The organism is Herbidospora mongoliensis (genome assembly GCF_001570545.1).
Taxonomy (GTDB): Bacteria; Actinomycetota; Actinomycetes; order Streptosporangiales; family Streptosporangiaceae; genus Herbidospora; species Herbidospora mongoliensis.
This window is the reverse complement of the sequence record NZ_BBXD01000020.1, coordinates 26,764-48,126: the sequence shown is the minus strand read 5'-3', so window position 1 is coordinate 48,126 and position 21,363 is coordinate 26,764. Positions and strand designations below refer to the sequence as shown.

The window sequence follows — 21,363 nt, the reverse complement described above, 5'->3', positions numbered from 1 at the left end:
TCGGGAACAGAGTTCCGCGGCTCATTGCCGGATGAATACTTCCGTCCAGTCTCCTGGCAGATGTGGAAGTTCCCGGCCTATGTCTTGTTGCTGATCGCGGCGGTCGCGTTCGGGTCGAATTATTCGGGTTCATTGGAAATACTGGTGAAAGCGATCGCCCTCGTCGTCGGCGCGTTCTCGTTCATCGGCGTCTTCGGCCTGATGCACGAGTCGGCGCACGGGCATCTGGCGCGGCGCGGCAAGGTCAACAGGCTGATCGGCGAGGCGCTGTCGATCGTGGTCGGGACGTCGTACACGGGCTATCGCATCGCCCACCTGACCCACCACGCGCGCTTCCGCACCGAGCGCGACCCGCAGGAGATCATCTATCCCCGCAAGCCGAAGCCGGTCACGATGGCGCTGCTCGCGGTCGCGGCCGTGATCGGCGCGCCGATCTTCCTGCTGGTGCGGGCGCCGTTCCTGGCGTTCCGGCAGAAGGGCGGGGTGGCGGCGCTCCGGGGTCCGCTCCTGGCGGTGGCCTTCTACTGGGGGTGGAGCCTGCTGCTGCCGGCGGCGCAGTGGCAGTTCCTTCTCTGGACGATCCTCGCCGGGTGGGTCCTCGGCAGCATGAACGACATCGTCTACCACCAGGGGCTGGACGACGACGACACCCTGGCGGCCAGCACGTCCTTCGACTGCGACGTCTTCGGGCAGGCCTTCCTCAGCGGCGCGAACCGCCACGCCGAGCACCACCTCTATCCGGCCGTGCCCGGACCCCGGCTGGTCGCGGCCGCGGAGGCGCTGCGCGGTGATCTGCAGGCCGCCGGGGTGCCCTACGAGCGTGGGTTCGCCGTCGCCTTCGTCCGGCGGCTGATCGGCAACCCCCTCTTCCTGCCCAAGTCCTGGCAGCGGAAGGTCGGTGCGAATGACTGAGGCCCAGCCGTACCGGATGATCCCCGCGAAACTGGGCGTTGCGGGCACCGGCGCGGCGCTGCCCGGCAAGTCCCGCTCCAACGAGGACATGGTCGAGTTCATGGCCCTGCGGGCCGGCAAGCACACGTCCGAGTTCGTCGGCGCCATCGCGGGCCAGCTCGGCATCTACTCCCGCTACCTGTCCCGTGATCTGGCCGCGCCCCGCGAGCTGCCCCGTCCCGGCGACACGAACCCCGAGCTGTGCGAGCGGGCCGTCCGCGCCGCGCTCGACGCGGCCGATCTCACGGTCGGCGACGTCGACCTGCTGATCGGGCACACCACCTCGCCCCACACACTGCTGCCCCCGAACATCGCGTGGGTCGCCGACCGTCTCGGCTACCCCGGCCAGTTCATGGAGCTCCGGCAGGCCTGCACCGGCTTCGCGAACGCGCTCATGATCGCCAGTGCCATGCTCACGTCGCGGGCCGCCGACTGCGTCTGCATCGTGGGGAGCGAGACCGGTTCCGTCCTCTTCGACCCCGAAGACGCGCTCGTCGACCGGGGCCAGCTGGTGAACGTCGCGCAGATGGGCGACGGAGCGGGCGCGGTGATCCTGACCCGGTACGACGACGGCCCGGGAGCCCACCTGCACAGCGTCTACTTCGGCTCGCAGGGGCTGGGGAGACCCGCCGGTTTCAGCCTCGCGGCCGGAGGGTCGTCGCACCCGGCGCATTCCGCCGGGGACTCCCCGGTCCGGCGCAGTTTCATCAACGACTACGCGCTGACCCGCGAGCACGGCCTGGCGCTGTTCAGCGCCGGTTTCGAGGCGCTGCGGGCCGCCGGCGTCGACGAGGTGTCGCGCTACCTCGCCCACCAGACCAACGGACGCCTGGCCGAGATCCTGGCGCCCATCCTCGGCGTCCCCGAGGACAGGTTCCACAACTGCGCGGCCGACTACGGCAACACCGGTTCCGCCTCGACGTGGCTCGGCCTGCACAGCGTCCGCGAGCAGCGCATGCTGCGCCCCGGCCAGACGCTCGGCGTGCTGGGCGCGGAGGCCACCAAGTTCATGTACGGCGGCTTCGCCTACGTCGAGGGGGTGCGCTGATGCGGCTGAGTCTCATGTTCTTCTCCGGCGAACTGGAGGCGAAGACCGGTGACCAGTACCAGACGATCCTCGACCTCGCCGAGATCGCCGACCGGCGCGGTTTCGCCGGAATCTGGCTGCCGGAGCGGCATTTCTCCAGCTTCGGCGCGCCCTTCCCGAACCCGATTCCGCTGCTGGCGGCCATCGCCGTCCGGACCAGCCGCCTCACGCTCCGCTCCGGCAGCCTGGTGGCCACGCTGCACCATCCCCTGCGGCTCGCCGAAGAGCTCGCGATGCTCGACCACCTCTGCGGCGGGCGGCTGGAGGCGGGCTTCGCCTCGGGCTGGATGCCGAGCGACTTCGCGTTCTTCCCCGACCGCTACGAGCGCCGGCACGCCCTGCTGTTCGAGCTGATCGACGAGATCCAGTCCCTGTGGCGGGGCGGCCTGCACGACGCCCGCTCCGGGAGCGGCGAGACGGTCCGCGTGCGGGCGCTGCCGCGTCCGGTGCAACGCGACCTGCCGGTCTGGATCGCGGCGGCGCAGAGCATCGAGACCTTCCGCAGCGCCGGGCGGCGCGGTGAGGGCGTGCTGACCCACGTCCTGGACGGGAACCTCCAGAAACTGGCGGAGAACATCGGCGTCTACCGCGAGGAGTTCGCCCAGGCCGGGCACGATCCCGCCGAGGGACGGGTCGCGGTCATGCTGCACACCTTCGTCGGCCAGGACCGCGACGAGGTGATCGAGACCGTCCGGGCCCCCTACTGCGAGCACCTCAAGCAGATCGCGCCCCTGGCCAGGGGCCTGGCCACCGCGCGGAACCGCAGCGTCGACCTCAACCGGCTGAACGCCGGCTACGTCGACCAGTTCGCCCGCGTCCACTTCGAGCGCGCCCTGGACGGCCGGTCGCTGATCGGGACGCCCCAGGACGCCCTCCACACGATCAAGGTCATGCGGGACATCGGCGCGGACGAGATCGCGTGTCTCGTGGACTTCGGCCTGCGCGGCGAGCGGGTCCGGCAGCAGATGCCCCATCTCGGTGAGGTCAACGATCACGTCGTACGGGGGAACAGAGCATGACCATGGACGCAGCGGACGACGTCCGCATCCTGACGCCGTACTGGGAGAAGACCGGCGCGTTCGAGCGGCGCGCGGGCAAGGAGGCGACGTGGGTCGTCCGATCGTGGGGCCCGAGCCGGACCGCCGACCGCCTCGCCGCGATCCTGCCGGCGGCGCGCGAGGACCTGCGCTCCGCTCCGGGCACCGCCGAAGGCGACCATCACGTCTTCTTCGTCGAGGAGAGCGCGGGCGACTGGGAGTGGGCGCACGCCGTCGTCCGGGCCTGTCAGCGGGCCTCGTCCCGGCCGGGAACCCGGCTGTGGATCGTCACCAGAACCGGCCTGCGCGGCCCCGCCAGGGACGGCGTGCCCCGCCCCGAGCAGGACTTCGCCTGGGCGCTGGGCCGCTGCCACGCCGTCGAGAACCCCGGCAGCTGGGGCGGGTTGGTGGACCTGGACGTCGACGACCCCGGGGTGGCCGCCGCGATGCTGGCGGACTACCTGCTCTCCGGATCCGCGGAGGACGAGGTCGTGCTGCACGACGACGGCTGGTCCGTCGCCCGGCTGCGGGCCTCCACGCTGCCGCCCGTCGTCAGCGGCCGGGGCATCTCGATGGAGCGCCTGCACATCGTCAGCGGCGGCATGATGGGCCTCAGCTTCGAGATCGAGCGCTGGCTCGCCCGCAACGGGGCGAAACGGCTCCTCGTCCTTGGCCAGAGTGCGCTCGACGGCGACCGGAAGCGGAACCTGCGCCAGCTCGAGAGCCTGGGCTGCGCCGCCGAATACGAGGTCCTCGACGTCGGCGACCCTGAGCCGGTGCGCCGGCTCACCGCGCGCCTGCGCGGCGAAGCCGTCGGCGGCGTGTTCCACCTGGCCTCCCGGTGGCAGGCCGACGGCCGTTCGTCCGTGGCGTCCCTCGGTTCCACCACCCCGGAGCAGACCCGGCTGCTGCTCGGCGCCAAGGCCGGCGGGGCGCTGCTGCTGAGCGAGCTCGCCGAGGAGGTGGGCGCGGAGGCGATGGTCCTGTTCTCCTCGGCCGCCGCCACACTCGGCTCACCGGGACAGGCCAACTACGCGGCCGCGAACGCCGTGCTCGACGGCGTGGCCCGCCGCCTCCACGGCGGCCCGGTACGCCCCGTGAGCATCGCCTGGGGCCCGATCGGCGACGTGGGCTTCGGCGCCACACCCGAGGGAGCCGACCTGCACGAGGTGTGGGAACGCCTGGGCCTCAGGCGGCTCACCGTCGACCAGGTGCTCTCCACGGTCGGCATGGCCCTGGCGCAGGACGAGCCGAACCTCACCGTGGTCGCCTGGGACGAGTCGGCGCTCAGCGCGCTGCCGTGGTTCCGGGAGCGGCCGGTGCTGGAGCAGCTCGCCGCCGTCGAGTCGGTCGGGATGTCACTGGAACTCCTGACCGGCCTGGACGAGGAGCGGCGCGTCGACCTCGTCGCTGAAGTGATCCGGGCGCATCTGGCCACCATGCTGCTCCTCGATCTCCAGGACGTGGACCCTCATCGGCCGCTGTTCGAGCTGGGCATCGACTCGCTCATCGCGCTCGAACTGCTCTTCGTGATCGACCGCGAGTTCGCCGTCCGCTTCGAGCTGGACGAGCTCCTGGTCAACATGGACATCACGCTCAGGACCCTGGCCGTCAAACTCGGCGAGCGCATCCGATGAACGGCGTCACGGTGTCCGGCGCGGGCGTCCTGACCTCGATCGGGTCGACCCTGGACGAGTTCTGGACGTCGCTCACCCACCCGCTCCCCCACTTCGCCCCGCCGTCGGCCTACCCGCAGGTGAAGGTCCCCGTGGCGGAGATAAAGACCGACTTCCTCACGGACTCCCTGCTCAGACCGGCCCTGAGCGACCGCTCCGCCCTGATCGCCGTGGCCGCCGCCCGGAGCGCCCTCGACGACGCCGGACTCAAGGCCGAGCTCTGCGACCCGGACCGGGTCGCGGTGATCGTCGGCAGCGGCGCGGCGGGCGTGGCCACCATCGACGAGCAGTACGACCTGCTCTACCGTCAGCGCCGCCCGCGCGTCAGCCCGCTGACCGTGCCGAGAATGATGAACAGCGCGGTCGCCAGCTGGATCGCCACCGCCTTCGGCTTCCAGGGCCCCGCCTTCGTGGTGAACAGCGCCTGCGCGTCGGCCACCCACGCGATCGGCATCGCCGCCAAGCTCGTCGAGTCGGGCGTCGTCGACGTCGCCGTCTGCGGCGGCGCCGAAGCCTGCCTGGCGGAGGGCCCGCTGACCGCCTGGAACGCCCTCGGCGTGCTCTCCAAGGACACCTGCCGTCCGTTCGCCCGGGGACGCGCCGGCCTCGTCCTCGCCGAAGGCGCGGGCATGCTGGTCCTCGAATCGGCCGCACACGCGCGCGCCCGGGGTTTCGTCCCCCGCGCCGAGGTGCTCGGCACCGGCTGGAGCGCCGACGCCGGGCATCTCACCAGGCCGTCCGCCGACGGCATGGCCATGGCCATGCGGAAGGCGTTGCGGGAGTCGGGGATAGGGCCCGGCGACATCGACTACATCAACGCCCACGGCACCGGGACGCGCGCCAACGACCCCACGGAGACCGTCGCGCTCAAGACGGTGTTCGGCGCGGGCGACGTGCCGCTCATGTCGTCGACCAAGGGCACCACCGGCCACAGCCTGGGCGCGTCCGGCGGGATCGAGGCGGTGGCGGCGCTGCTGTCGATGGACCACGGGGTGGCCCCTCCGACCGCCAACTTCGACGAGCCCGACCCCGAGTGCGACCTCGACTGCGTGCCGAACGTCCCCCGGGAGCACGCCATCCGCACCGTGATGTCGAATTCGTTCGCCTTCGGCGGGCTGAACGCCTCCATCGTGTTCCGGCAGGCGCCGTGATGTTCCTCAGAACGGCCGTCGCCGTAGTGGCCGCGGGCGCGTTCCTGGGGGTTCACGCCGCTGTCGACGGCATCACCGTTTCGCGCGTGATTTTCGTCTGTGTGGGCGTATTCACCATTGCCATGCTGGAGCGATGGCGACCGGTCGCCAGTTTCCTTCTTCCCGCCATTCTCCTGGTCGCCGCCTACGACATCCACGGTTTCTTCGTGCCGAGGTTCTTTCCCAGAACCGTTTATGTGGGCGAGCTACGCGACTGGGAACTCGCGTGGTTCGGCATCGCCACACCGGCGGGCGAGATAACGCCGGCGGCCTGGTTCCAGACGCACACACTGCCATTGCTGGACCTGCTCTGCGGCCTGGCCTATTTGGGGTTCTATCCCATATTCCTGCTCTTGGCGGCCTGGTGGCGCTTCGGCCGACGCAGGGCCGACGCGCAACTGGTGACGTGGGCGATGCTCTGGCTCCATCTCGCGGGCTACGTCGCCCACCTGGCCTTTCCGGCACCGGCGCCCTGGTATGTCGATCACTACGGCGTCGGGCCCGCCGTCCTCACGGCACCGGGCGAGGCGTCGGGCGCGGCCCGGTTCGACGAACTCGTGGGCATCCCCTGGTTCTCCAACAGCTACCCCAACGCCGTGAACATCTTCGGCGCCTGCCCTTCGCTGCACGTCGGGCTGACGTTCCTGGCCGTCCTGTTCGCCTTCAGATTCCGTTCACTGCGCGTCGTCGCGGTCACGTATTGGGCGTTGGTCACCTTGGCATCGGTCTATCTGAATCACCATTACATCGTCGACGGACTGACCGGAATGGTTTTCGCCGCCGGTGTCTACTCTTTGGTCGCCATGAAACTCAACCGCCCGGCCGATCGGCTGCCGGGAAACACCGACCAGGTCCTGGAGAAGGCGGGGTAACAAAGATGACCACACTATTGGCACTGCTGGCGAATTTCGTCGCGGGAGCCCTCACCTGGACCTTCCTGGAGTGGCTCCTGCACGGGCAGCTCTTCCACACCCGCAAACTGCGCAACTCCTTCGCCAAGGAGCACGCGCTCCACCACGCCGACCCGACCCACATGGTCGGCTGGCCACGCAAACTCCTCGGCGTCGCCTTCGTCATCGGCGTCGGCGTCGCGGTCCTGCGGCTGGCCCTCGGCGACTTCGAGGCCGCCACGGCCTTCCCCGTCGGCCTGGGCCTCATGTACGTCGTCTACGAATCGGTCCACCGCATCATCCACATGAAAGCCCCCCGCACCGCCTACGGACGGTGGCTGCGCCTGCAGCACGTCCAGCACCACTTCCACACCCCGAGACGCAATTTCGGCGTCACCTCGACCGTGTGGGACCACGTCTTCGGCACCTACGTGCCGTTCACCACGCCGCTGGCGGTCCCCAGACGCCTCGCCATGCCCTGGCTCCTCGACCCGGAGACGGGAGAACTCGCCGACGCCTACGTGGACGACTACGTCCTGGTCCGCCGGACCCGGGACGTTCCCGAGTCCGCGGTCCCGGCCTGAGGCCGGTCGTCAGCGGCCCAGGACGATCAGTCTCAGCGCCCGGCCGGGACGCTTCCGGTGGAACTCCGCGCGCTCGTTGACCCGAGGGAACGGCTCGTCGGGGACCGGCACGCCGAGGAAGGCGCACAGCGGCTCCCAGCCCTCGCGGCACTCGAACACCAGCAGGCGCTCCGCCGGGATGGCCGCCCTGACCTCCTCGACGTGGCGCCGGAACACCTCGACGCAGTGGTCGCGGTCGCCCACCCGGCCGTCGAACAGCCGGTCGTTGACCGTCGCGTTCACCATGCGCGGGAGCAGCGCGAAATCGGGCACCCGGCGGGTGATCAGCCAGGTCACCAGCCGCCGCCACCACGGCCGGGGAACAGACGCCTCGATCGCGCGCCGGAAGATGGTGTCCCGGGCGCTGTCGTACCAGCGATCCGGGTCGCGCACGGTCAGGACGACCTTCGCCTCGGGATAGTGGGCGGCCAGTTCCCGCCAGTAGGAGGAGGCCGGGAAGTCCACCGCCGAGCGGAACCCCTGGAAGATCGTGTTCCAGTCGGATGAACGCCCCTCGCCCACGTCGAGCCACTGCCGCACCCGGCGCGGCTCGGCGATGACGTCGGCCATGTGGTGGCAGGGGTCGAATCCCAGCACCTCAAGGGCCGCCTTCAGAGATCTGGTCCCGGTTCTTCCGAACCCCGCGCCGATCACGTCCATGAGTCGCCTCCGGCCGATCTGATCCGGCTCTGATGTCACGGTGGTTGTATCGCGATCGCCGCCGATTTCCCAGAGGCAGTCCCGAAGGAGAACGCGATGGTCTTCCCCGAGCCGCTGACGGCCCTCCTGCGAACCGAACCCGACCGGCCGGTCTTCGAGCACGGCCCGCGTGTCGTCACCCGCGCCGAACTGCATTCCATGATCGGCCGGATGACCGGCGCCCTGCACGCCATGGGCCTCCAGGGGAAGGCCATCGCGTTCCGCACGTCGGTCACCCCCGAGGCGTTCGCCGTCCAGATGGCCGCCCACGTCCTGGGCTGCCGGGTGGTCGGCGTCCGGCCGGGCTACTCCAAGCCGCAACTCGACCACGTCCTGGCCATGGACATCGACCACGTCATCGACGACGAGGGCATCCCGGCCGACGGCGAGGAATGGCACCCCGACCCGATGGGCCGCCCCGACGACGTGGCCCTGCTGGTCTTCACCAGCGGCAGCACCGGCCGCCCGAAGGGCTGCGCCATCACATATGGGGCACTGGACGCCCACTGGTCCTGGCAGCCGGCCAACTGGTCCCCCGTCGCCCGGAGGCTGGCCGGCGAATTCGAGCGCTATCTCCTGTTCGGCACCCTGGCCAGCATGGTCGTGGTCGACTTCCTCGCCCTCGCGATGCTAAACGGCGGCGTCTGCGTCATCCCGGAGAAACCGGACTTCCCCGCCGTGTACCAGGACCTGCGCATCACCGGCGCGATCATCACCGTGCCGAGGCTGACCCAGATCATCGACACCGAGACCCGGCTGCCCGACATGCGCGCCCTGATGGTGTCCGGTTCCCCGATCTCCGCCACGAGGCTGGAGCAGGCGACCCGGCTGCTCGGCCCGATCGTCTACCACGGTTACGGCGCCACCGAGGCCGGGTCGATCTCCGTGCTCCCCCCGGAGGAACTGGCCGCGAAGGGCGACACGGTCGGCCGTCCCCATCCGGGGGTGCGGGTCAGGTCGCACGAGGGGGAACTGCTGGTGTCCAGCCCGTACCAGATGAGGGGGTACTGGAACGCCGACGAGGACCCGTTCCTCGACGGCTGGTTCAGGACCCGGGACCTCGGCCACGTGGACGACGACGGATACGTCCACATCGTCGGCCGCTCCCGCGAGGCGGTCATGGTCAACGCCATGGTCGTCTACCTGGGTCCCATCGAACGCGTCCTGGAGTCCCACCCCGGCGTCGAGGAGGCCTACGTCGTCGGCGCCCCCGACCGGTCCACCGGTGAGGCCGCCCACGCGTTCGTCGTCGGCGCGAACCCCGACATTGAGGGCCTGAAGGCGCACGTGCGGGAGGAGCTCGGGGCCGACCACGTCCCGGCGACCATCACGGTCATCGACCAGGTCCCGATGGCCGAATCGGGCAAACCTGACAAGCGGGCACTACTGGCTCTGACCATTCTCTGAGAATCGCCCGCCAACACTGGGGGCATGCTGGATTACCTGGTGATCGGCGCGGGACCGGCCGGTCTGCAGATGGGAAGGTCTCTGGGGGCGGCCGGAAGGTCGTACACGATCATGGAGGCGGGCCCGGCACCGGGCACGTTCTTCGCCACCTTCCCCCGCCACCGGACCCTCATCTCGATCAACAAGAAGTACAACGGCACCGACGACCCCGAACTGAACCTCCGCATGGACTGGAACAGCCTGCTCTCCGACGACCCGGAGCTGCTGTTCACCCGCTACAGCGACCGCTACTTCCCCACGGCCGAGGACATGGTGCGCTACCTCGCCGACTACGCGACCGGCCTCGATGTCGTGTACGGCGCCCGCGCCGAGACCGTCACCAGAATTTCCGAGGGCTTCACCGTCACCGACGGCCACGGGGTGGTGCGCGAGGCCAGGCGACTGATCGTCGCCACCGGCGTGAGCCGGGAGAACATCCCGAACATCCCGGGCATCGAACACGCCGAGCAGTACGGCGAGGTCTCCGTCGACCCCGAGGACTTCATCGACCGGCGGGTGCTCATCATCGGCAAGGGCAACTCGGCGTTCGAGACCGCCGACAACCTGGTCGCGACCGCCGCCGTCGTCCACGTCGCCGGTCCGCACTCGATCAAGATGGCCTGGCGCACCCACTACGTCGGCCACCTGCGCGCGGTCAACAACAACTTCCTCGACACCTACCAGCTCAAGTCCCAGAACGCCCTGCTCGACGGCGAGATCAGGAACATCGAGCGCCGCGACGACGGCACCTACCGCGTCACCGTCGCCTTCATCCGGGCCGACGAGGTGACCAAGGACATCCCCTACGACCGCGTCATCGTCTGCGCCGGCTTCCGCTTCGACACCGGCGTCTTCGACGACACCTGCCGCCCCGACCTCCACTTCAGCGGCCGCTTCCCCGAGCTGACCCCGGCCTACGAGTCGGTCAACGTCCCCGGCATGTACTTCGCCGGCACGATCACCCAGTCGCGCGACTTCAAGCGCGGCACCAGCGGCTTCATCCACGGCTTCCGGTACGGCTCCCGTGCCCTCCACCGGATCCTGGAGGAGCGCCACCACGGCACCCCCTGGCCCGCCAGGGAGATCGGCGCCGACCCGAAGGCCATGGCCCAGGCGGTCCTCGACCGGGTCAACCGCAGCTCGGCGCTCTGGCAGCAGTTCGGCGTGATCGCCGACGTCATCGCCCTCGACGGCCGGGGCGGCGCCCGCTACCTGGAGGAACGCCCGATCGACCTGCCGATCGATGCCGATTCCCACGTCACGATCACCCTGGAGTACGGCCCCGACCACGACAAGGCCGACCCCTTCGACGTGACCGTCGGCCGCATCCGCCAGAGCGACGCCGAACGCGCCGACGAGGGCCACTATCTCCACCCGGTCGTCCGCCACCACGGCCCCGACGGGGAGACGTCCGTCCACCACGTGACGGAGAACCTGGAGAACGAGTGGACCTCCCCTGACGTCCACCTGGAACCTCTCCGGGCCTTCTTCGCCCGGCGGGTCTGATGTCCCCGCTGGCGCGCTTCGAGGCGGCGGCACGGGAGCGCCTGCCGAAGGCGCACTACGACTACTTCGCCGGAGGGGCGGGCGACGAGAGCACGGTCACCGAGAACGAGGCCGCGTTCGCGCGGTTGCGCCTGGCCCCGCGCGTGCTGTCCGGCTCGGCGCCCGATCCGGCGGTGACCCTGCTCGGCTGCCGCGCCTCGCTGCCGCTGCTGATCGCCCCCACCGCCTTCCACCGGCTGGCCTGCCCGGACGGGGAACTCGCCACCGCGCGGGCCGCCGCCGCCGAGGAGACGGTCATGATCGTCAGCATGGCCTCGACGACCCCGATCGAGGCCCTCGCCGACACCGGGGCCGACCTCTGGTTCCAGCTCTACGTGCAGCCCGACATGGCCTTCACCGAGCGCATCGTGGCCAGGGCGGAGAAGGCGGGCTGCCGGGCGCTGGTGGTCACCGCCGACTCGCCCGTGTTCGGCACCCGGCCCCGTGACCTGCACAACGGGTTCCGCGAGCTGCCCGAGGGGCTGGCCTGCGAGAACCTCCGCGACGGCGAGACGGTGCGGCCGATCGAGTTCTCTCCGGAGATCTCGTGGGGGCATCTCGACCGGCTGCGGGAGGTCACCGACATGCCGCTGGCGGTCAAGGGCGTCACCCATCCGGCCGACGCGCGGCTCGCGGCCGGGCACGGGGCGGCCCTGATCATGGTCTCCAACCACGGCGGGCGTCAGCTCGACCGGACGGCGGCCGCGGTCGACCTGCTCCCCGGCATCGTCGACGCGCTGGTCGGAGCCGTGCCGGTCACCCTCGACGGCGGGATCCGGCGGGGCACCGACGTGGTCGCCGCGCTCGCCCTGGGCGCGCAGGCGGTGCTCCTCGGACGGCCGATCCTCTGGGCGCTGGCCGCCGACGGGGAGGCGGGCGTGCGCGAGGTGCTGCGCTGGTTCCGTACCGAGATCGAGATCGCGATGGCCCTCACAGGGAGCCCGCTCGACCCGAGCGTGGTGCGGCGATGCTGACGCTCGCGCTGGTCGCCGCCGTCGTGTTCGCGACGCTGCCGTGGTGGCTGCCCGGCCGGATCGTGGCGCTGCGGCTGCTGGTGTTCGAGCGGGTCAACGGCCAGGAGGCGATCGCCGTGCCGGGGCCGCAGGTGCCGGTCGAGCGGTTCCGGGAGGTCTACTCGCATCCGGCGGCGTCCGGGCGCAGCCAGGGCGCGGTGCTGTCGGATCTGTTCTGGTACTGGCTGTCTCCCGGCGCCGACCTGCACCAGGAGCACCTCGAACCCGGGGAACGCTACGACGCCGTCGCCGCGGCGACCCGGGGGTTCCTCGCCGTGTCGAAGACCGAGGTCGAGCAACTGGCCGCGCGCTGCGCCCGCCGGGCCGAGGCCACCTATCGGCTGCGCGACCTGGCCATGCCGATCTGGGCCGAGTTCTCCTACGGGCTCGTCTTCGGGACCGAGTGCCCGCCGGAGGCCCGCGACCTCATCGCAGGCAACGCCGACGACGTCGTCACCGCGCTCAAGTGCACCGGCCTGCGGCACATGGACCGCCGCGACCGGCTCACCGACTATCTGGAGTCACGGCTCGACGGGGTCCGCCGGCCGCTGCCGGAGGGGCTCACCCCCCGCGAGCAGGCGCTCTATCTGCAGGGTGTGTTCTTCAACACGGCCGTGGTCCAGATGGCCGAGGCGACCGCGCACATCGGCATGGTGCTCGCGCACCGCCCGGAGGTGCAGGCCGCCGCCCGTACCGGGGACGACCGCTTCCTCGACCAGGTGATCAACGAGACCTTCCGGCTCTATCCGCTGTTCGGTGTCGCCCACCGCATCACCCGGGGAGACATGCCGGACATCCCGGAAGGGTCGGTGCTCTGCTTCAGCTACCCCGACTTCCACCGGGCCGGATTCCCCGACCCCGACCGGTTCGACGCGTCGCGGTTCGAACACGGCGTGCGCGACCTCAACCACATCCCGTTCGGCATCGCCGCCAACCGGCCCTGCCCGGCCTGGCGGGTCGCCCCGATCGCGCTGCGCGCCGTCTTCCGTGAGCTGCTGCGGACGTGGCAGCTCACCTCGACGGCCCGGCACACCCGCTCGCTGCCGAACCGGGGACCCTGCCTGCTGACCCCCGCCGGCACCCGCCCGCCCGCCTGGCGGACCCGCGTCATGCGGCTGCGCGACCGCTGGGAGGACGTCTGGCGCAGTCTCGTCCAGCTCGTGCTCGGCGGATACATGGTCTGGGACGCCCGCCGGCAGGCCCTCTGCGCCCGCCACTTCGGAGACAGGTGATCACTTGGACGCCAACCTCGAACTCGTGCTCAAGGTGCTGCCCGCCCTGGTCGTCATCCTCGCCGCCTCCGCCCTGTGCGGCCGGCTGGCGCTGATGGTGCGCCAGCCGAGGGTGCTGGGAGAGATGGTCGCGGGCGTGCTGCTCGGCCCGACCCTGTTCGGCTGGTTGTTCCCGGCCGCGCAGCAGACCCTGTTCCCGGCCGAGATCAAGCCCATCCTGTACGTCCTGAGCACCATCGGACTGACCCTCTACATGTTCCTGGTTGGGGCGGGCCTCGACCACAGCGCCAGCAGCCCCGGTCAGGTGCGGCGGGCCGGGGTGCTGGCCCTGTCGGGCTTCGTGCCGTCGCTGGCGCTCGGCTTCGGCGTCGGTCTCCTCCTGTACGGAAGCCTGTCGGGCGGCGAGGTCAGCCGCTTCGAGTTCGCCCTGTTCCTGGGCGGCGCCCTGTCGCTGACCGCGTTCCCGATGCTGGCCCGCATCCTGTACGAGCGCCGCCTGCAGAACTCCCCGCTCGGCCGGATCACCCTGGTCGCCGCCTCGGTCGACGACGCCGTGGCATGGTGCCTGCTGGCCGTGCTGACCGCCCTCCACCTCGGCACCGGGACCGGCGGCGCCGTCCGCACGATAGCGCTGACCGCCCTGTTCGCCGTGGTCATGCTCAAACTCGTCGCCCCGCTGCTGCGTCCCCTCGGCGCCCGCTTCGCCCGGACGGGCGTCTTCACCCCCGCGATGATGTACATCGCCGTGCTCGTCCCGCTGACCGGCGGCTGGCTGACCGACTGGATCGGCGTCTACGCCGTGTTCGGCGGCTTCATCGCCGGTCTGGCCATGCCCCGCGACCCCGCCTTCAGGGAGGCCCTCCACGGCCGCATGATGGAGGTCGTCACCACCCTCCTGCTGCCGATCTTCTTCACCTTCTCCGGCCTCAACACCCATCTCGACGGCATCGCGGGCGGCGCCATGCTGCTGGCGTTCGTGCTGATCCTGGGGTCCGGCTTCGTCGGCAAGTACCTCGGCTGCGCCCTGTCGATGCGCGCCATGGGCTTCTCGTGGCGCGAGTCGTACGCCGTCGGCGCGCTGATGAACGCCCGGGGCCTGATGATCCTCATCTTCATCAACATCGGCCTCACCCACGGCATGATCGGCCAGGAGGTGTTCGCCATGCTCGTCCTGGTGGCCGTCATCACCACGGCGGCGGCCATGCCCCTCTACCAGCTCGCGCTGCCCGCGCGCCTCGAACCGACCGACGAACGGGACCGGGAGGACCAGTTGGTGTAACTTTCATTTATTTTGTGGTGCCCTCGCAGGTGGCGGCAGAGGGCCTCTGGAATTTCCGTGACCGGAGTGACACGGTATGTCCGTGGCAGGGACATCGGGAACCGCCGACCCGCACTCCCGTCGGCTGCTGCTCATCGAAGACGACCGTGAACTGGGCGCCCTCCTGGTCGAGGTGCTCACCGACCACGGCTACGAGGTCGACCACGCCCTGGAGGGCCAGCGCGGCCTCCACCTGGCCCTCAGCAGGCCCTACGACGCCATGATCGTCGACCGGGGCCTGCCCGCCGTCGACGGCCTGGACCTGATCCGCCGCCTCCGGCGCCGGGCCGTCACGGTCCCGGCGCTGTTCCTCACCGCCTTCGGCACCCTCCACGACCGCGTCGCCGGCCTCGACGCGGGCGCGGAGGACTACCTGGTCAAACCCTTCGAGATCGACGAACTCCTGGCCCGTGTACGCGCCCTCCACCGCCGCCACACCGACCACGCCGAACTGCTCCCGCTCGGCGCAGCCTGGCTCGACCTGGGCGCCCAGGCGGTCTGGCTCCCGGGCGGCGCGCAGGTCCCGCTGTCGGGCCAGGAGTGCCGCCTGCTGCGCGCCCTGGCGAGCCGCCCGAGACACGTGCACACCAGGTCCTCACTCCGCCGCGGCGTCTTCGACGGCGCCTCGACCGAGTCGATCGTCGACACCTACGTCTACTACCTGCGCGGCAAACTCGGCGCAGGCGTGGTCAGAACCGTCCGCGGCGTCGGCTACCGCCTGGGCGCCCTGTGAACGCCATGCTGGCCCGGGCCAGGCGCCGGGTGACCGTCAGGGTGACCGGCACCATCGCGGTCCTCCTGCTGATGATGGGCGTCCTCGTCTACGGCGTGATGGCCGGCCAGCAGGACTCGGCCGCCCGCCGCGAACTGGACTCGGCCGTCCAGCGGGCCTCGATCGCCTTTCCGCCCCCCTGCCTGTGGCTGGTCGAGGTCAGGGGCCAGTCGGTGCTGACCTCCCCAGGAACGCCCGAGGCGTTCCCGTGGCGTACCCCCATCAGAGACGTCACCCGCGACGGCGGAGTCAGGGTCGACCGCATCGAGATCGGCGGCCTCGACTACATGGTCCGCACCGAGCGCCGGGGCGACGTCATCCGCCAGGCCGCGCTGGACCTGCGCTACCAGGCCTCCGAACGCCGCCGCCTCCTGCACACCCTGATCGTCGCCGAACTGGCCGCCCTGCTGGCCGCCGCCGGCATCGGCCACCTGACCGCCCGCCGCGCCATCGCCCCCCTGGGCGAGGCCCTGGCCCGCCAGCGCCGCTTCACCGAGGACGTCAGCCACGAACTCCGCACTCCCCTGGCCCGCCTGCACACCCGGGCCCAGCTCGTCTCGATCCGCCTGAGACGCGGCGAACTCCCCATGGAAGACGTCGACAGAATGGTGATCGCCACCCGCGAATTAGGCGAGGTCGTCGAGGACCTCCTGCTCAGCGACCGCCTGAGACGCCCGGTGGACCTGGCCCTCCTGGCCGAGCAACTGGCCGAGGCGGAATCGGCCCGCGCGGAGTCGCGGGGCGTCGTCATCGAGGTACACCGGGAGAACGGCCCCGCCGTGGTCAGCGGCGCCGAGACGGCACTGAGGCGGGTGCTGTCGTCCCTGGTGGACAACGCGCTGACCCATACAGGCCCCGGCGGGCACATCCGGATCACGTTGTCGACGTCCGAGGACCTGGTCAGGCTCACCGTGGCCGACGACGGCGCGGGCCTGAACCCGGGCGATCCGATGCGGCTGTTCGACCGGCGGGTGACGGAGAGCCGCGGGTTCGGGCTGGGGCTGGCCCTCGTCAAGGAGGTCGTGGACGGGCACGACGGGATGCTGACTGTGCGCAGCAGTCCGGGCGAGGGGGCGACGTTCACGGTCATCCTGCCGGCCGACCGGGTCCTGGTCCTCTGAGTGACAGTTCTTGACGATGGATCGACGAATCACGTGTCGTCGGCCACGTCCAGGCGACGCGAGTGATGACCAGCAGAAGCGCTATCTCGATCAGGGTCCCGGCGATGTAGTAGAGCCACGTCTCACCGATGAGCGAGGTCGCCGCGGTCACCACGTAGAACAGGCTGACCACGATGTTGGCGATCCGATTGACCCGCGCCCGGGCCAGCAGCGAGAAGACAGTCATCAACGCCGCGACCACGATGTACAGCGTCGTGAGCACAAGGAACCTCTGATCGATCGCGAACCCCGGGCCGGACACCTCGCCGCCGAGCACTCCGTTGATCACATCAGCGCGGTAGAAGCCGAAGATGTCGACGTAGGCGAACACGAACAGCGTGGTGACCCATAAGCCGCAGAGCACGACCTTGACGTCGATCTTGGTGTCGAGAAGTTCGCCTGCCTGATCTGTGTTCACGGGGTCGTCTCCCAGTAGCGAAGCGGTGGCCGGTCCCAGTGTCAGCCGCACCGGCGACCGGGCGCCCGAGTCCTGTGGCCGACGCCTCCCTGGCTCATCGGCCAGGGAGGCGGCTGGTCGTGTGGCGGGTTCGCGGGGCATGCCCGATCGCTACTGTGGCTGTCGTGTCGAACGCCGCGACGACGTTGTGGGCCGCAGTGCGGCGCCCGTCGCCGTACACCTGGCGCGACTGGACCCTCGCCGCGCTGGTGCTGACCGTGCTCGGGTACGAAGCGGCCTTCCGAGACCTGGTCTGGCGACCGGTGGCCGTGGCGTTCGGATGTGGGCTGGCGCTCGCGGTGCTGGTCCGACGGGCCTATCCGCTGCCCGCAGTGGTGTTCGCCTTCGGCGGGTTCGCGATCCTCGACGTCGCCACGTTCGCCGCGGGAACCGAACCAGTGGTCCTGCACAGCGGATGGGTGGTGTTCGTCCTGGCCTACTCGCTTCTGCGCTGGCGTGCCGGCCGCGACGCGGCCATCGGGATGGCGGTCATCGCGGTGGCACTGGTCGCCATCGTCAGCGTCGACTTCCCCGGATTCGCCGAGACGACCGCCGCGATCGGCATGTTGCTCTTCGCCGCCGCCTTAGGGGCCTCCGTCCGTTACCGGACCATCGCCCGCGAACAGCTGATCGTGCAGGCCAAGCTTCAGGAACGCGAACAGCTGGCCCGGGAGTTGCACGACACCGTGGCACACCACGTCTCCGCGATCGCGATCCAGGCCCAGGCAGGCTTGTTCCTCGCCAGGTCATCGTCGCTGAGCGGAGCGACAGAAGCCCTCGAAACCATCGACCGCGAGGCGGCCCGGACCCTCGCGGAGATGCGCACGATGGTCAGCGCACTACGCGACCGCAGGCAGCAACCGCCGCTGGTTCCCCAGCGCCGGATCGCCGATATCGAAGGCATCTCCGCCGACAGCACCGAGGCGCTGCGCATCGACGTCGAACTGCACGGTGACCTGACGAACCTCCCGCCGGCCGTCGAGGGTGCCCTCTACCGCGTGACGCAGGAATCGATCACCAACACCCAGCGCCACGCCCAGCAGGCGACCCGAGTCAGAGTCGAGGTCACCGCCAGCGCCACCGATGTCCAGCTGACAGTCAGCGACGACGGCGTCCGCATCGCGTCTGCCTCCGGTCCGTCCGGATTCGGGCTGGTCGGCATGACCGAACGCATCACGCTCCTCGGTGGCACGCTCACCGCCGGACCGAATCCGGATCGCGGCTGGGTCGTCCGGGCCGTCCTCCCCCGCCGAGGCGCCGCGCCATGACCATCCGCGTCCTCATCGCCGACGACCAGGGCATCGTCCGGGCAGGACTGACAACGATCCTGAACGGTCAGCCCGGCATCGAGGTGGTCGGGCAGGCAGCCGACGGACGCGCGGCCGTCGCCCTCGCCCTTCGCCTGCGGCCGGATGTGTGCCTGTTCGACATCCGGATGCCCGTCCTGGACGGCATCGAAGCCACCCGTCTGCTCGCCGGACCAGAAGTCCCTGATCCGATCGCAGTAGTAGTGATCACCACGTTCGACACCGACGAGTACATCTACGGAGCCCTCAAGGCGGGCGCCCGCGGCTTCCTGCTCAAGGGCGCCGAACCGGACCAGTTGGTCCAAGCGATCCACGCCGCCGTACAGGGCGACGCGCTCATCGACCCGGCCATCACCGGCAGGCTACTCGCCACGTTGGCCACCAGCGGCCCTGCCGCCGCACCGGCCCAGCCGATCCAGGCCCTGACCGACCGGGAGGAGGACGTGCTGGCCGAGGTCGCGCGGGGCAGGACGAATGCCGAGATCGCACGGGACCTGCACATCAGCATGAGCACGGTCAAGTTCCATCTCACCGGTCTCATGACCAAGCTCGGGGCCCGCAACCGCGTCGAACTCGCACTGTGGGCCTACCAGACCAACCGCGTCACGTGACGTCCATCGCGGGTGTGTCAGGCGACGAGCCACAGGGCTGCGGCACACCCCCACGTGAGTCGAGTGCACGCCATCTGCGGCGCCCGAGCAGAGAGGGACTGGCACGGGCTCATGCCGACAGGAGCGACGGTCGGTCGGCGTTCGGGGATCTTCTCAGGAAGCAGGCCTTCGAAGTAGAGGTCCAGCGCCTCGGTTCGATGGGGACTACCCAACGCGAACCGGTAGACCACATGTCGCTTCGGCCCCATGTGCAATGCGCTGGCAGCGTCCCGACCAACGGGTTCATCGCCTCGCAGCCTGCCTCTGGCCAGTAGCCCTTTTCCGGTGGATCCGACACGTGAGGCGAAGCGATGAGATTCCCGAGCGAAGCGAGATCAGCCTGAGCGACAGAGACAGTCGGTCAGACCGATCTGGAAGTAGGCTTCGAGTCCGACGCTCTTATCGGAAATGCGGAGCATCTGCTCGGCGTAGTCCCGCGTGCTCAACATGCCATTTGGTCGAGAGATATCCATCTCGACCAAATGATAGCCAATCTTCACATCATTGCCCGGTTCGAAGATTACAATAGCACCCAGGGCAGTTTCTTTCTCAAATCGATTTACACCAAAGTAACCAGTCTGCCTGCGGGGAGATCAAGAAACACTCAGATCGGGACAGCCGTCCGGCTCTAATCTCTCAACCCCGATGGCCGGCACCACCCCCGGCTTGCTGTCACCGATTGTCTTCACGATCGGGGTTTCCACATCATACTGCTCTTTTCCGAACTCCTCCATGATCCAGTCCTGCCTCGCGAGGTACTCGGCATCTGTGAATGGCGGAATTCGGCAATCCGGTGGGGCAGCGGTGGTGAGTGCCGGAACGGCCACCAATGCCACGACCAGCAGAGGAGCCACGCGTCGCATCTTCACCATAATGACTCCCCCACCTCGCACCGCCACGACTGGCGAACTTAGCAGCATCCATCTTGATCACAAATGGGAGAACCGGCGACCTCACCCAGGCGGGAAGTCAGATGTGAACCGTCATCGAGAGACCTTCTGTAGCGCGAGTGACGCGCCTCGAACCAGTCGGCGGCGATGTCGGTTCCCGTGATCCGCCCGATGAGCTCCAGGCCCGAGCTCATGCTCTCATCCGATCCCAAGTATCTTCGTCGGCGTCCGGGTCGCTGAGCTCGAAACGCAGCCCCTCCATCAGGCGGTCGCCGAATGCCTCGTCTTCGAGGCCTCGCGGGTCGGCGGAGACGACGGTCCGCCCGTCGCGGGCGTAGCCGAGACGGGCGTTGTCACGATGTTCATCGCGAGGCCGATGGCCTGCCCGCCCCCGGCGGAAAGGGTTCGCAGGAACGCGTCGTCGGACTTGCCGGGCAGGACTCCGATCCAGCCGCAGGCCTGGGCCACCCATACCGAACCGTCATCGATGTTGTGATCGAGGATCTCGCTCAGGTGGCACGGGGCACGCGTGGTCAGGTCGAGCGAGAAGTGGGGCGCGACGGCGGTGATGTCCGTTCCCTGGACCCACGCGGCGCTGAATCCCATCGACCACAGGTCGTTCTCGTCGTCGAGGCCCTCGGTGAGAAGGGTTGATTCCAGCAGGTGATACAGGTGCGTCGCCCCCGGCTGTGGACAACCACAAGAAGCCCTTCTCCGACGAATCCAACCCATGGATGAGATTCGCGAGCGAAGCGAGCACCACGCGAGCAAAGCGAGGCCTGACCAGGGAGCGCGAGGGGCGGAGCCCTTCGCAAGGAGCGCAGCGACCCGGAGCAGAGCGACGCCAGGATGCGACAGCGGCCAGGGGGTGCGCGAGGGGGCGACAGCCCTCTCGCATCGGGGGGTTCGGGGGGTCGTCCCCCCGGGTAAACGACGAAGGAGACCCGGGAAAGCGGCAAAGCCGCTAACCACAGGTCTCCCTCTCCAGAGTGGGCGATACTGGGATCGAACCAGTGACCTCTTCGGTGTGAACGAAGCGCTCTCCCGCTGAGCTAATCGCCCGGGATCGTCGTTCCCCTGTGGGGTCCGACAGCAAGAACCATACCCCACTCCGCCCCCTCCACGCGAAGCGATGCGTCGGCCGAACCCCTGGAGTACCCGCAGTGTCTCGGCTCTGTCCCCGCATCGTCATCGAAAGGTTCTCCAGGAACGGGCGGCGTGGCGGTCTGTTGGCATAGCATCGTGATGCTCCACACTCGACCAATAAGCACCACCTGAAGCCCATCCACGTCTCGGAGGACACGCAAAACCATCGCAAACACCGGGTCATCTAAGGTGTTTGCGCAGGTAGATGCCAAAATGTTCGGCTGCGCTGTGTGTTACAGAACGGCCTGACAGCGGAATCTTCCCTGCAAGGTTT

At 69.5% G+C, this 21,363-nt stretch carries 20 protein-coding genes and 1 tRNA gene; 16 read left to right on the top strand and 5 right to left on the bottom strand.

What is annotated here, in order from left to right; translation table 11 throughout:
* The first annotated feature begins 60 nt into the window (after nt 1-60).
* From AW272_RS29555 to AW272_RS29525, 7 genes are read left to right on the top strand one after another with little or no spacing between them, the layout of a single operon-like run.
* Entirely contained in the window at nt 61-912 is an 852-nt protein-coding gene (locus tag AW272_RS29555; protein WP_083958790.1) for a fatty acid desaturase family protein, read from the top strand.
* Nucleotides 905-1,999, top strand: a complete 1,095-nt coding sequence (locus tag AW272_RS29550; protein ID WP_066372093.1) for a 3-oxoacyl-ACP synthase III family protein — start codon at nt 905-907, stop codon at nt 1,997-1,999. The genes AW272_RS29555 and AW272_RS29550 overlap by 8 nt, the downstream gene beginning before the upstream one ends.
* Nucleotides 1,999-3,057 carry a MupA/Atu3671 family FMN-dependent luciferase-like monooxygenase gene (locus tag AW272_RS29545; protein WP_218011118.1) on the top strand — a complete coding sequence of 353 codons (1,059 nt, stop codon included), beginning with the start codon at nt 1,999-2,001 and terminating at the stop codon, nt 3,055-3,057. The genes AW272_RS29550 and AW272_RS29545 overlap by 1 nt, the downstream gene beginning before the upstream one ends.
* On the top strand, nt 3,054-4,712 hold the full coding sequence (locus tag AW272_RS29540) for a beta-ketoacyl reductase (protein WP_066372091.1): 1,659 nt from the start codon (nt 3,054-3,056) through the stop codon (nt 4,710-4,712). The genes AW272_RS29545 and AW272_RS29540 overlap by 4 nt, the downstream gene beginning before the upstream one ends.
* Complete coding sequence (locus AW272_RS29535; protein WP_066372089.1) at nt 4,709-5,902, top strand: beta-ketoacyl-[acyl-carrier-protein] synthase family protein; 1,194 nt, start codon at nt 4,709-4,711, stop codon at nt 5,900-5,902. Before AW272_RS29540 ends, AW272_RS29535 begins: the two co-directional genes overlap by 4 nt.
* The gene (locus AW272_RS29530) at nt 5,902-6,813 is read left to right on the top strand and encodes a phosphatase PAP2 family protein (protein WP_066372083.1); all 912 of its coding nucleotides are present in this window, start codon (nt 5,902-5,904) and stop codon (nt 6,811-6,813) included. Before AW272_RS29535 ends, AW272_RS29530 begins: the two co-directional genes overlap by 1 nt.
* Before the next feature lie 5 nt (nt 6,814-6,818).
* On the top strand, nt 6,819-7,415 hold the full coding sequence (locus AW272_RS29525; RefSeq protein ID WP_066372080.1) for a sterol desaturase family protein: 597 nt from the start codon (nt 6,819-6,821) through the stop codon (nt 7,413-7,415).
* A 9-nt stretch (nt 7,416-7,424) separates the two neighbouring features.
* On the opposite strand, the gene AW272_RS29520 is transcribed toward AW272_RS29525, so the two are convergent.
* Complete coding sequence (locus AW272_RS29520; RefSeq protein ID WP_066372078.1) at nt 7,425-8,114, bottom strand: sulfotransferase family protein; 690 nt, start codon at nt 8,112-8,114, stop codon at nt 7,425-7,427.
* 96 nt (nt 8,115-8,210) lie between these two features.
* Here AW272_RS29520 and AW272_RS29515 point away from each other — a divergent pair, with 96 nt between their 5' ends.
* From AW272_RS29515 to AW272_RS29485, 7 genes are all read left to right on the top strand, one after another.
* Nucleotides 8,211-9,560, top strand: coding sequence for a class I adenylate-forming enzyme family protein (locus AW272_RS29515; RefSeq protein WP_066372073.1), 1,350 nt, complete (start codon nt 8,211-8,213; stop codon nt 9,558-9,560).
* Between the two features lie 24 nt (nt 9,561-9,584).
* Nucleotides 9,585-11,105 carry an NAD(P)-binding domain-containing protein gene (locus AW272_RS29510; protein ID WP_066372065.1) on the top strand — a complete coding sequence of 507 codons (1,521 nt, stop codon included), beginning with the start codon at nt 9,585-9,587 and terminating at the stop codon, nt 11,103-11,105.
* Complete coding sequence (locus tag AW272_RS29505) at nt 11,105-12,118, top strand: alpha-hydroxy acid oxidase (protein ID WP_066372063.1); 1,014 nt, start codon at nt 11,105-11,107, stop codon at nt 12,116-12,118. Before AW272_RS29510 ends, AW272_RS29505 begins: the two co-directional genes overlap by 1 nt.
* The gene (locus tag AW272_RS29500) at nt 12,112-13,389 is read left to right on the top strand and encodes a cytochrome P450 (protein WP_066372061.1); all 1,278 of its coding nucleotides are present in this window, start codon (nt 12,112-12,114) and stop codon (nt 13,387-13,389) included. Before AW272_RS29505 ends, AW272_RS29500 begins: the two co-directional genes overlap by 7 nt.
* Nucleotides 13,390-13,393: 4 nt before the next feature.
* Nucleotides 13,394-14,668 (top strand): cation:proton antiporter, encoded by a 1,275-nt coding sequence (locus AW272_RS29495; RefSeq protein ID WP_066372059.1) that lies wholly within the window; start codon nt 13,394-13,396, stop codon nt 14,666-14,668.
* Between the two features lie 82 nt (nt 14,669-14,750).
* On the top strand, nt 14,751-15,440 hold the full coding sequence (locus AW272_RS29490; RefSeq protein WP_218011117.1) for a response regulator transcription factor: 690 nt from the start codon (nt 14,751-14,753) through the stop codon (nt 15,438-15,440).
* A 5-nt stretch (nt 15,441-15,445) separates the two neighbouring features.
* Nucleotides 15,446-16,600, top strand: a complete 1,155-nt coding sequence (locus AW272_RS29485) for a sensor histidine kinase (RefSeq protein ID WP_066372057.1) — start codon at nt 15,446-15,448, stop codon at nt 16,598-16,600.
* Here AW272_RS29485 and AW272_RS29480 read toward each other — a convergent pair.
* Nucleotides 16,566-17,057, bottom strand: a complete 492-nt coding sequence (locus tag AW272_RS29480) for a DUF6326 family protein (RefSeq protein WP_066372055.1) — start codon at nt 17,055-17,057, stop codon at nt 16,566-16,568. The two genes, AW272_RS29485 and AW272_RS29480, sit on opposite strands and share 35 nt — an antisense overlap.
* Before the next feature lie 164 nt (nt 17,058-17,221).
* Here AW272_RS29480 and AW272_RS29475 point away from each other — a divergent pair, with 164 nt between their 5' ends.
* Both AW272_RS29475 and AW272_RS29470 read left to right on the top strand, forming a co-directional pair.
* On the top strand, nt 17,222-18,364 hold the full coding sequence (locus AW272_RS29475) for a sensor histidine kinase (RefSeq protein WP_245657783.1): 1,143 nt from the start codon (nt 17,222-17,224) through the stop codon (nt 18,362-18,364).
* Nucleotides 18,361-19,014 (top strand): response regulator, encoded by a 654-nt coding sequence (locus AW272_RS29470; protein WP_066372053.1) that lies wholly within the window; start codon nt 18,361-18,363, stop codon nt 19,012-19,014. The genes AW272_RS29475 and AW272_RS29470 overlap by 4 nt, the downstream gene beginning before the upstream one ends.
* A gap of 632 nt (nt 19,015-19,646) precedes the next feature.
* Here the strand turns inward: AW272_RS29470 and AW272_RS29465 are convergent.
* From AW272_RS29465 to AW272_RS29455, 3 genes are all read right to left on the bottom strand, one after another.
* Complete coding sequence (locus AW272_RS29465) at nt 19,647-19,907, bottom strand: hypothetical protein (RefSeq protein WP_066372051.1); 261 nt, start codon at nt 19,905-19,907, stop codon at nt 19,647-19,649.
* A gap of 297 nt (nt 19,908-20,204) precedes the next feature.
* Nucleotides 20,205-20,675 (bottom strand): hypothetical protein, encoded by a 471-nt coding sequence (locus tag AW272_RS29460; protein ID WP_157518870.1) that lies wholly within the window; start codon nt 20,673-20,675, stop codon nt 20,205-20,207.
* A 258-nt stretch (nt 20,676-20,933) separates the two neighbouring features.
* A tRNA-Val gene (locus AW272_RS29455) sits at nt 20,934-21,005 on the bottom strand.
* Between the last annotated feature and the right edge of the window lie 358 nt (nt 21,006-21,363).

Excerpts from the sequence above, each read along its gene's own strand:
- AW272_RS29550 (WP_066372093.1), top strand. The coding sequence starts at position 905 with ATGACTGAGGCCCAGCCGTACCGGATGATCCCCGCGAAACTGGGCGTT.
- AW272_RS29505 (WP_066372063.1), top strand. The coding sequence starts at position 11,105 with ATGTCCCCGCTGGCGCGCTTCGAGGCGGCGGCACGGGAGCGCCTGCCG.
- AW272_RS29470 (WP_066372053.1), top strand. The coding sequence starts at position 18,361 with ATGACCATCCGCGTCCTCATCGCCGACGACCAGGGCATCGTCCGGGCA.
- AW272_RS29515 (WP_066372073.1), top strand. The coding sequence starts at position 8,211 with ATGGTCTTCCCCGAGCCGCTGACGGCCCTCCTGCGAACCGAACCCGAC.
- AW272_RS29530 (WP_066372083.1), top strand. The coding sequence starts at position 5,902 with ATGTTCCTCAGAACGGCCGTCGCCGTAGTGGCCGCGGGCGCGTTCCTG.
- AW272_RS29520 (WP_066372078.1), bottom strand. The coding sequence starts at position 8,114 with ATGGACGTGATCGGCGCGGGGTTCGGAAGAACCGGGACCAGATCTCTG.
- AW272_RS29500 (WP_066372061.1), top strand. The coding sequence starts at position 12,112 with ATGCTGACGCTCGCGCTGGTCGCCGCCGTCGTGTTCGCGACGCTGCCG.
- AW272_RS29555 (WP_083958790.1), top strand. The coding sequence starts at position 61 with ATGTGGAAGTTCCCGGCCTATGTCTTGTTGCTGATCGCGGCGGTCGCG.
- AW272_RS29545 (WP_218011118.1), top strand. The coding sequence starts at position 1,999 with ATGCGGCTGAGTCTCATGTTCTTCTCCGGCGAACTGGAGGCGAAGACC.
- AW272_RS29510 (WP_066372065.1), top strand. The coding sequence starts at position 9,585 with ATGCTGGATTACCTGGTGATCGGCGCGGGACCGGCCGGTCTGCAGATG.
- AW272_RS29485 (WP_066372057.1), top strand. The coding sequence starts at position 15,446 with ATGCTGGCCCGGGCCAGGCGCCGGGTGACCGTCAGGGTGACCGGCACC.
- AW272_RS29540 (WP_066372091.1), top strand. The coding sequence starts at position 3,054 with ATGACCATGGACGCAGCGGACGACGTCCGCATCCTGACGCCGTACTGG.
- AW272_RS29460 (WP_157518870.1), bottom strand. The coding sequence starts at position 20,675 with ATGGGTTGGATTCGTCGGAGAAGGGCTTCTTGTGGTTGTCCACAGCCG.
- AW272_RS29525 (WP_066372080.1), top strand. The coding sequence starts at position 6,819 with ATGACCACACTATTGGCACTGCTGGCGAATTTCGTCGCGGGAGCCCTC.
- AW272_RS29535 (WP_066372089.1), top strand. The coding sequence starts at position 4,709 with ATGAACGGCGTCACGGTGTCCGGCGCGGGCGTCCTGACCTCGATCGGG.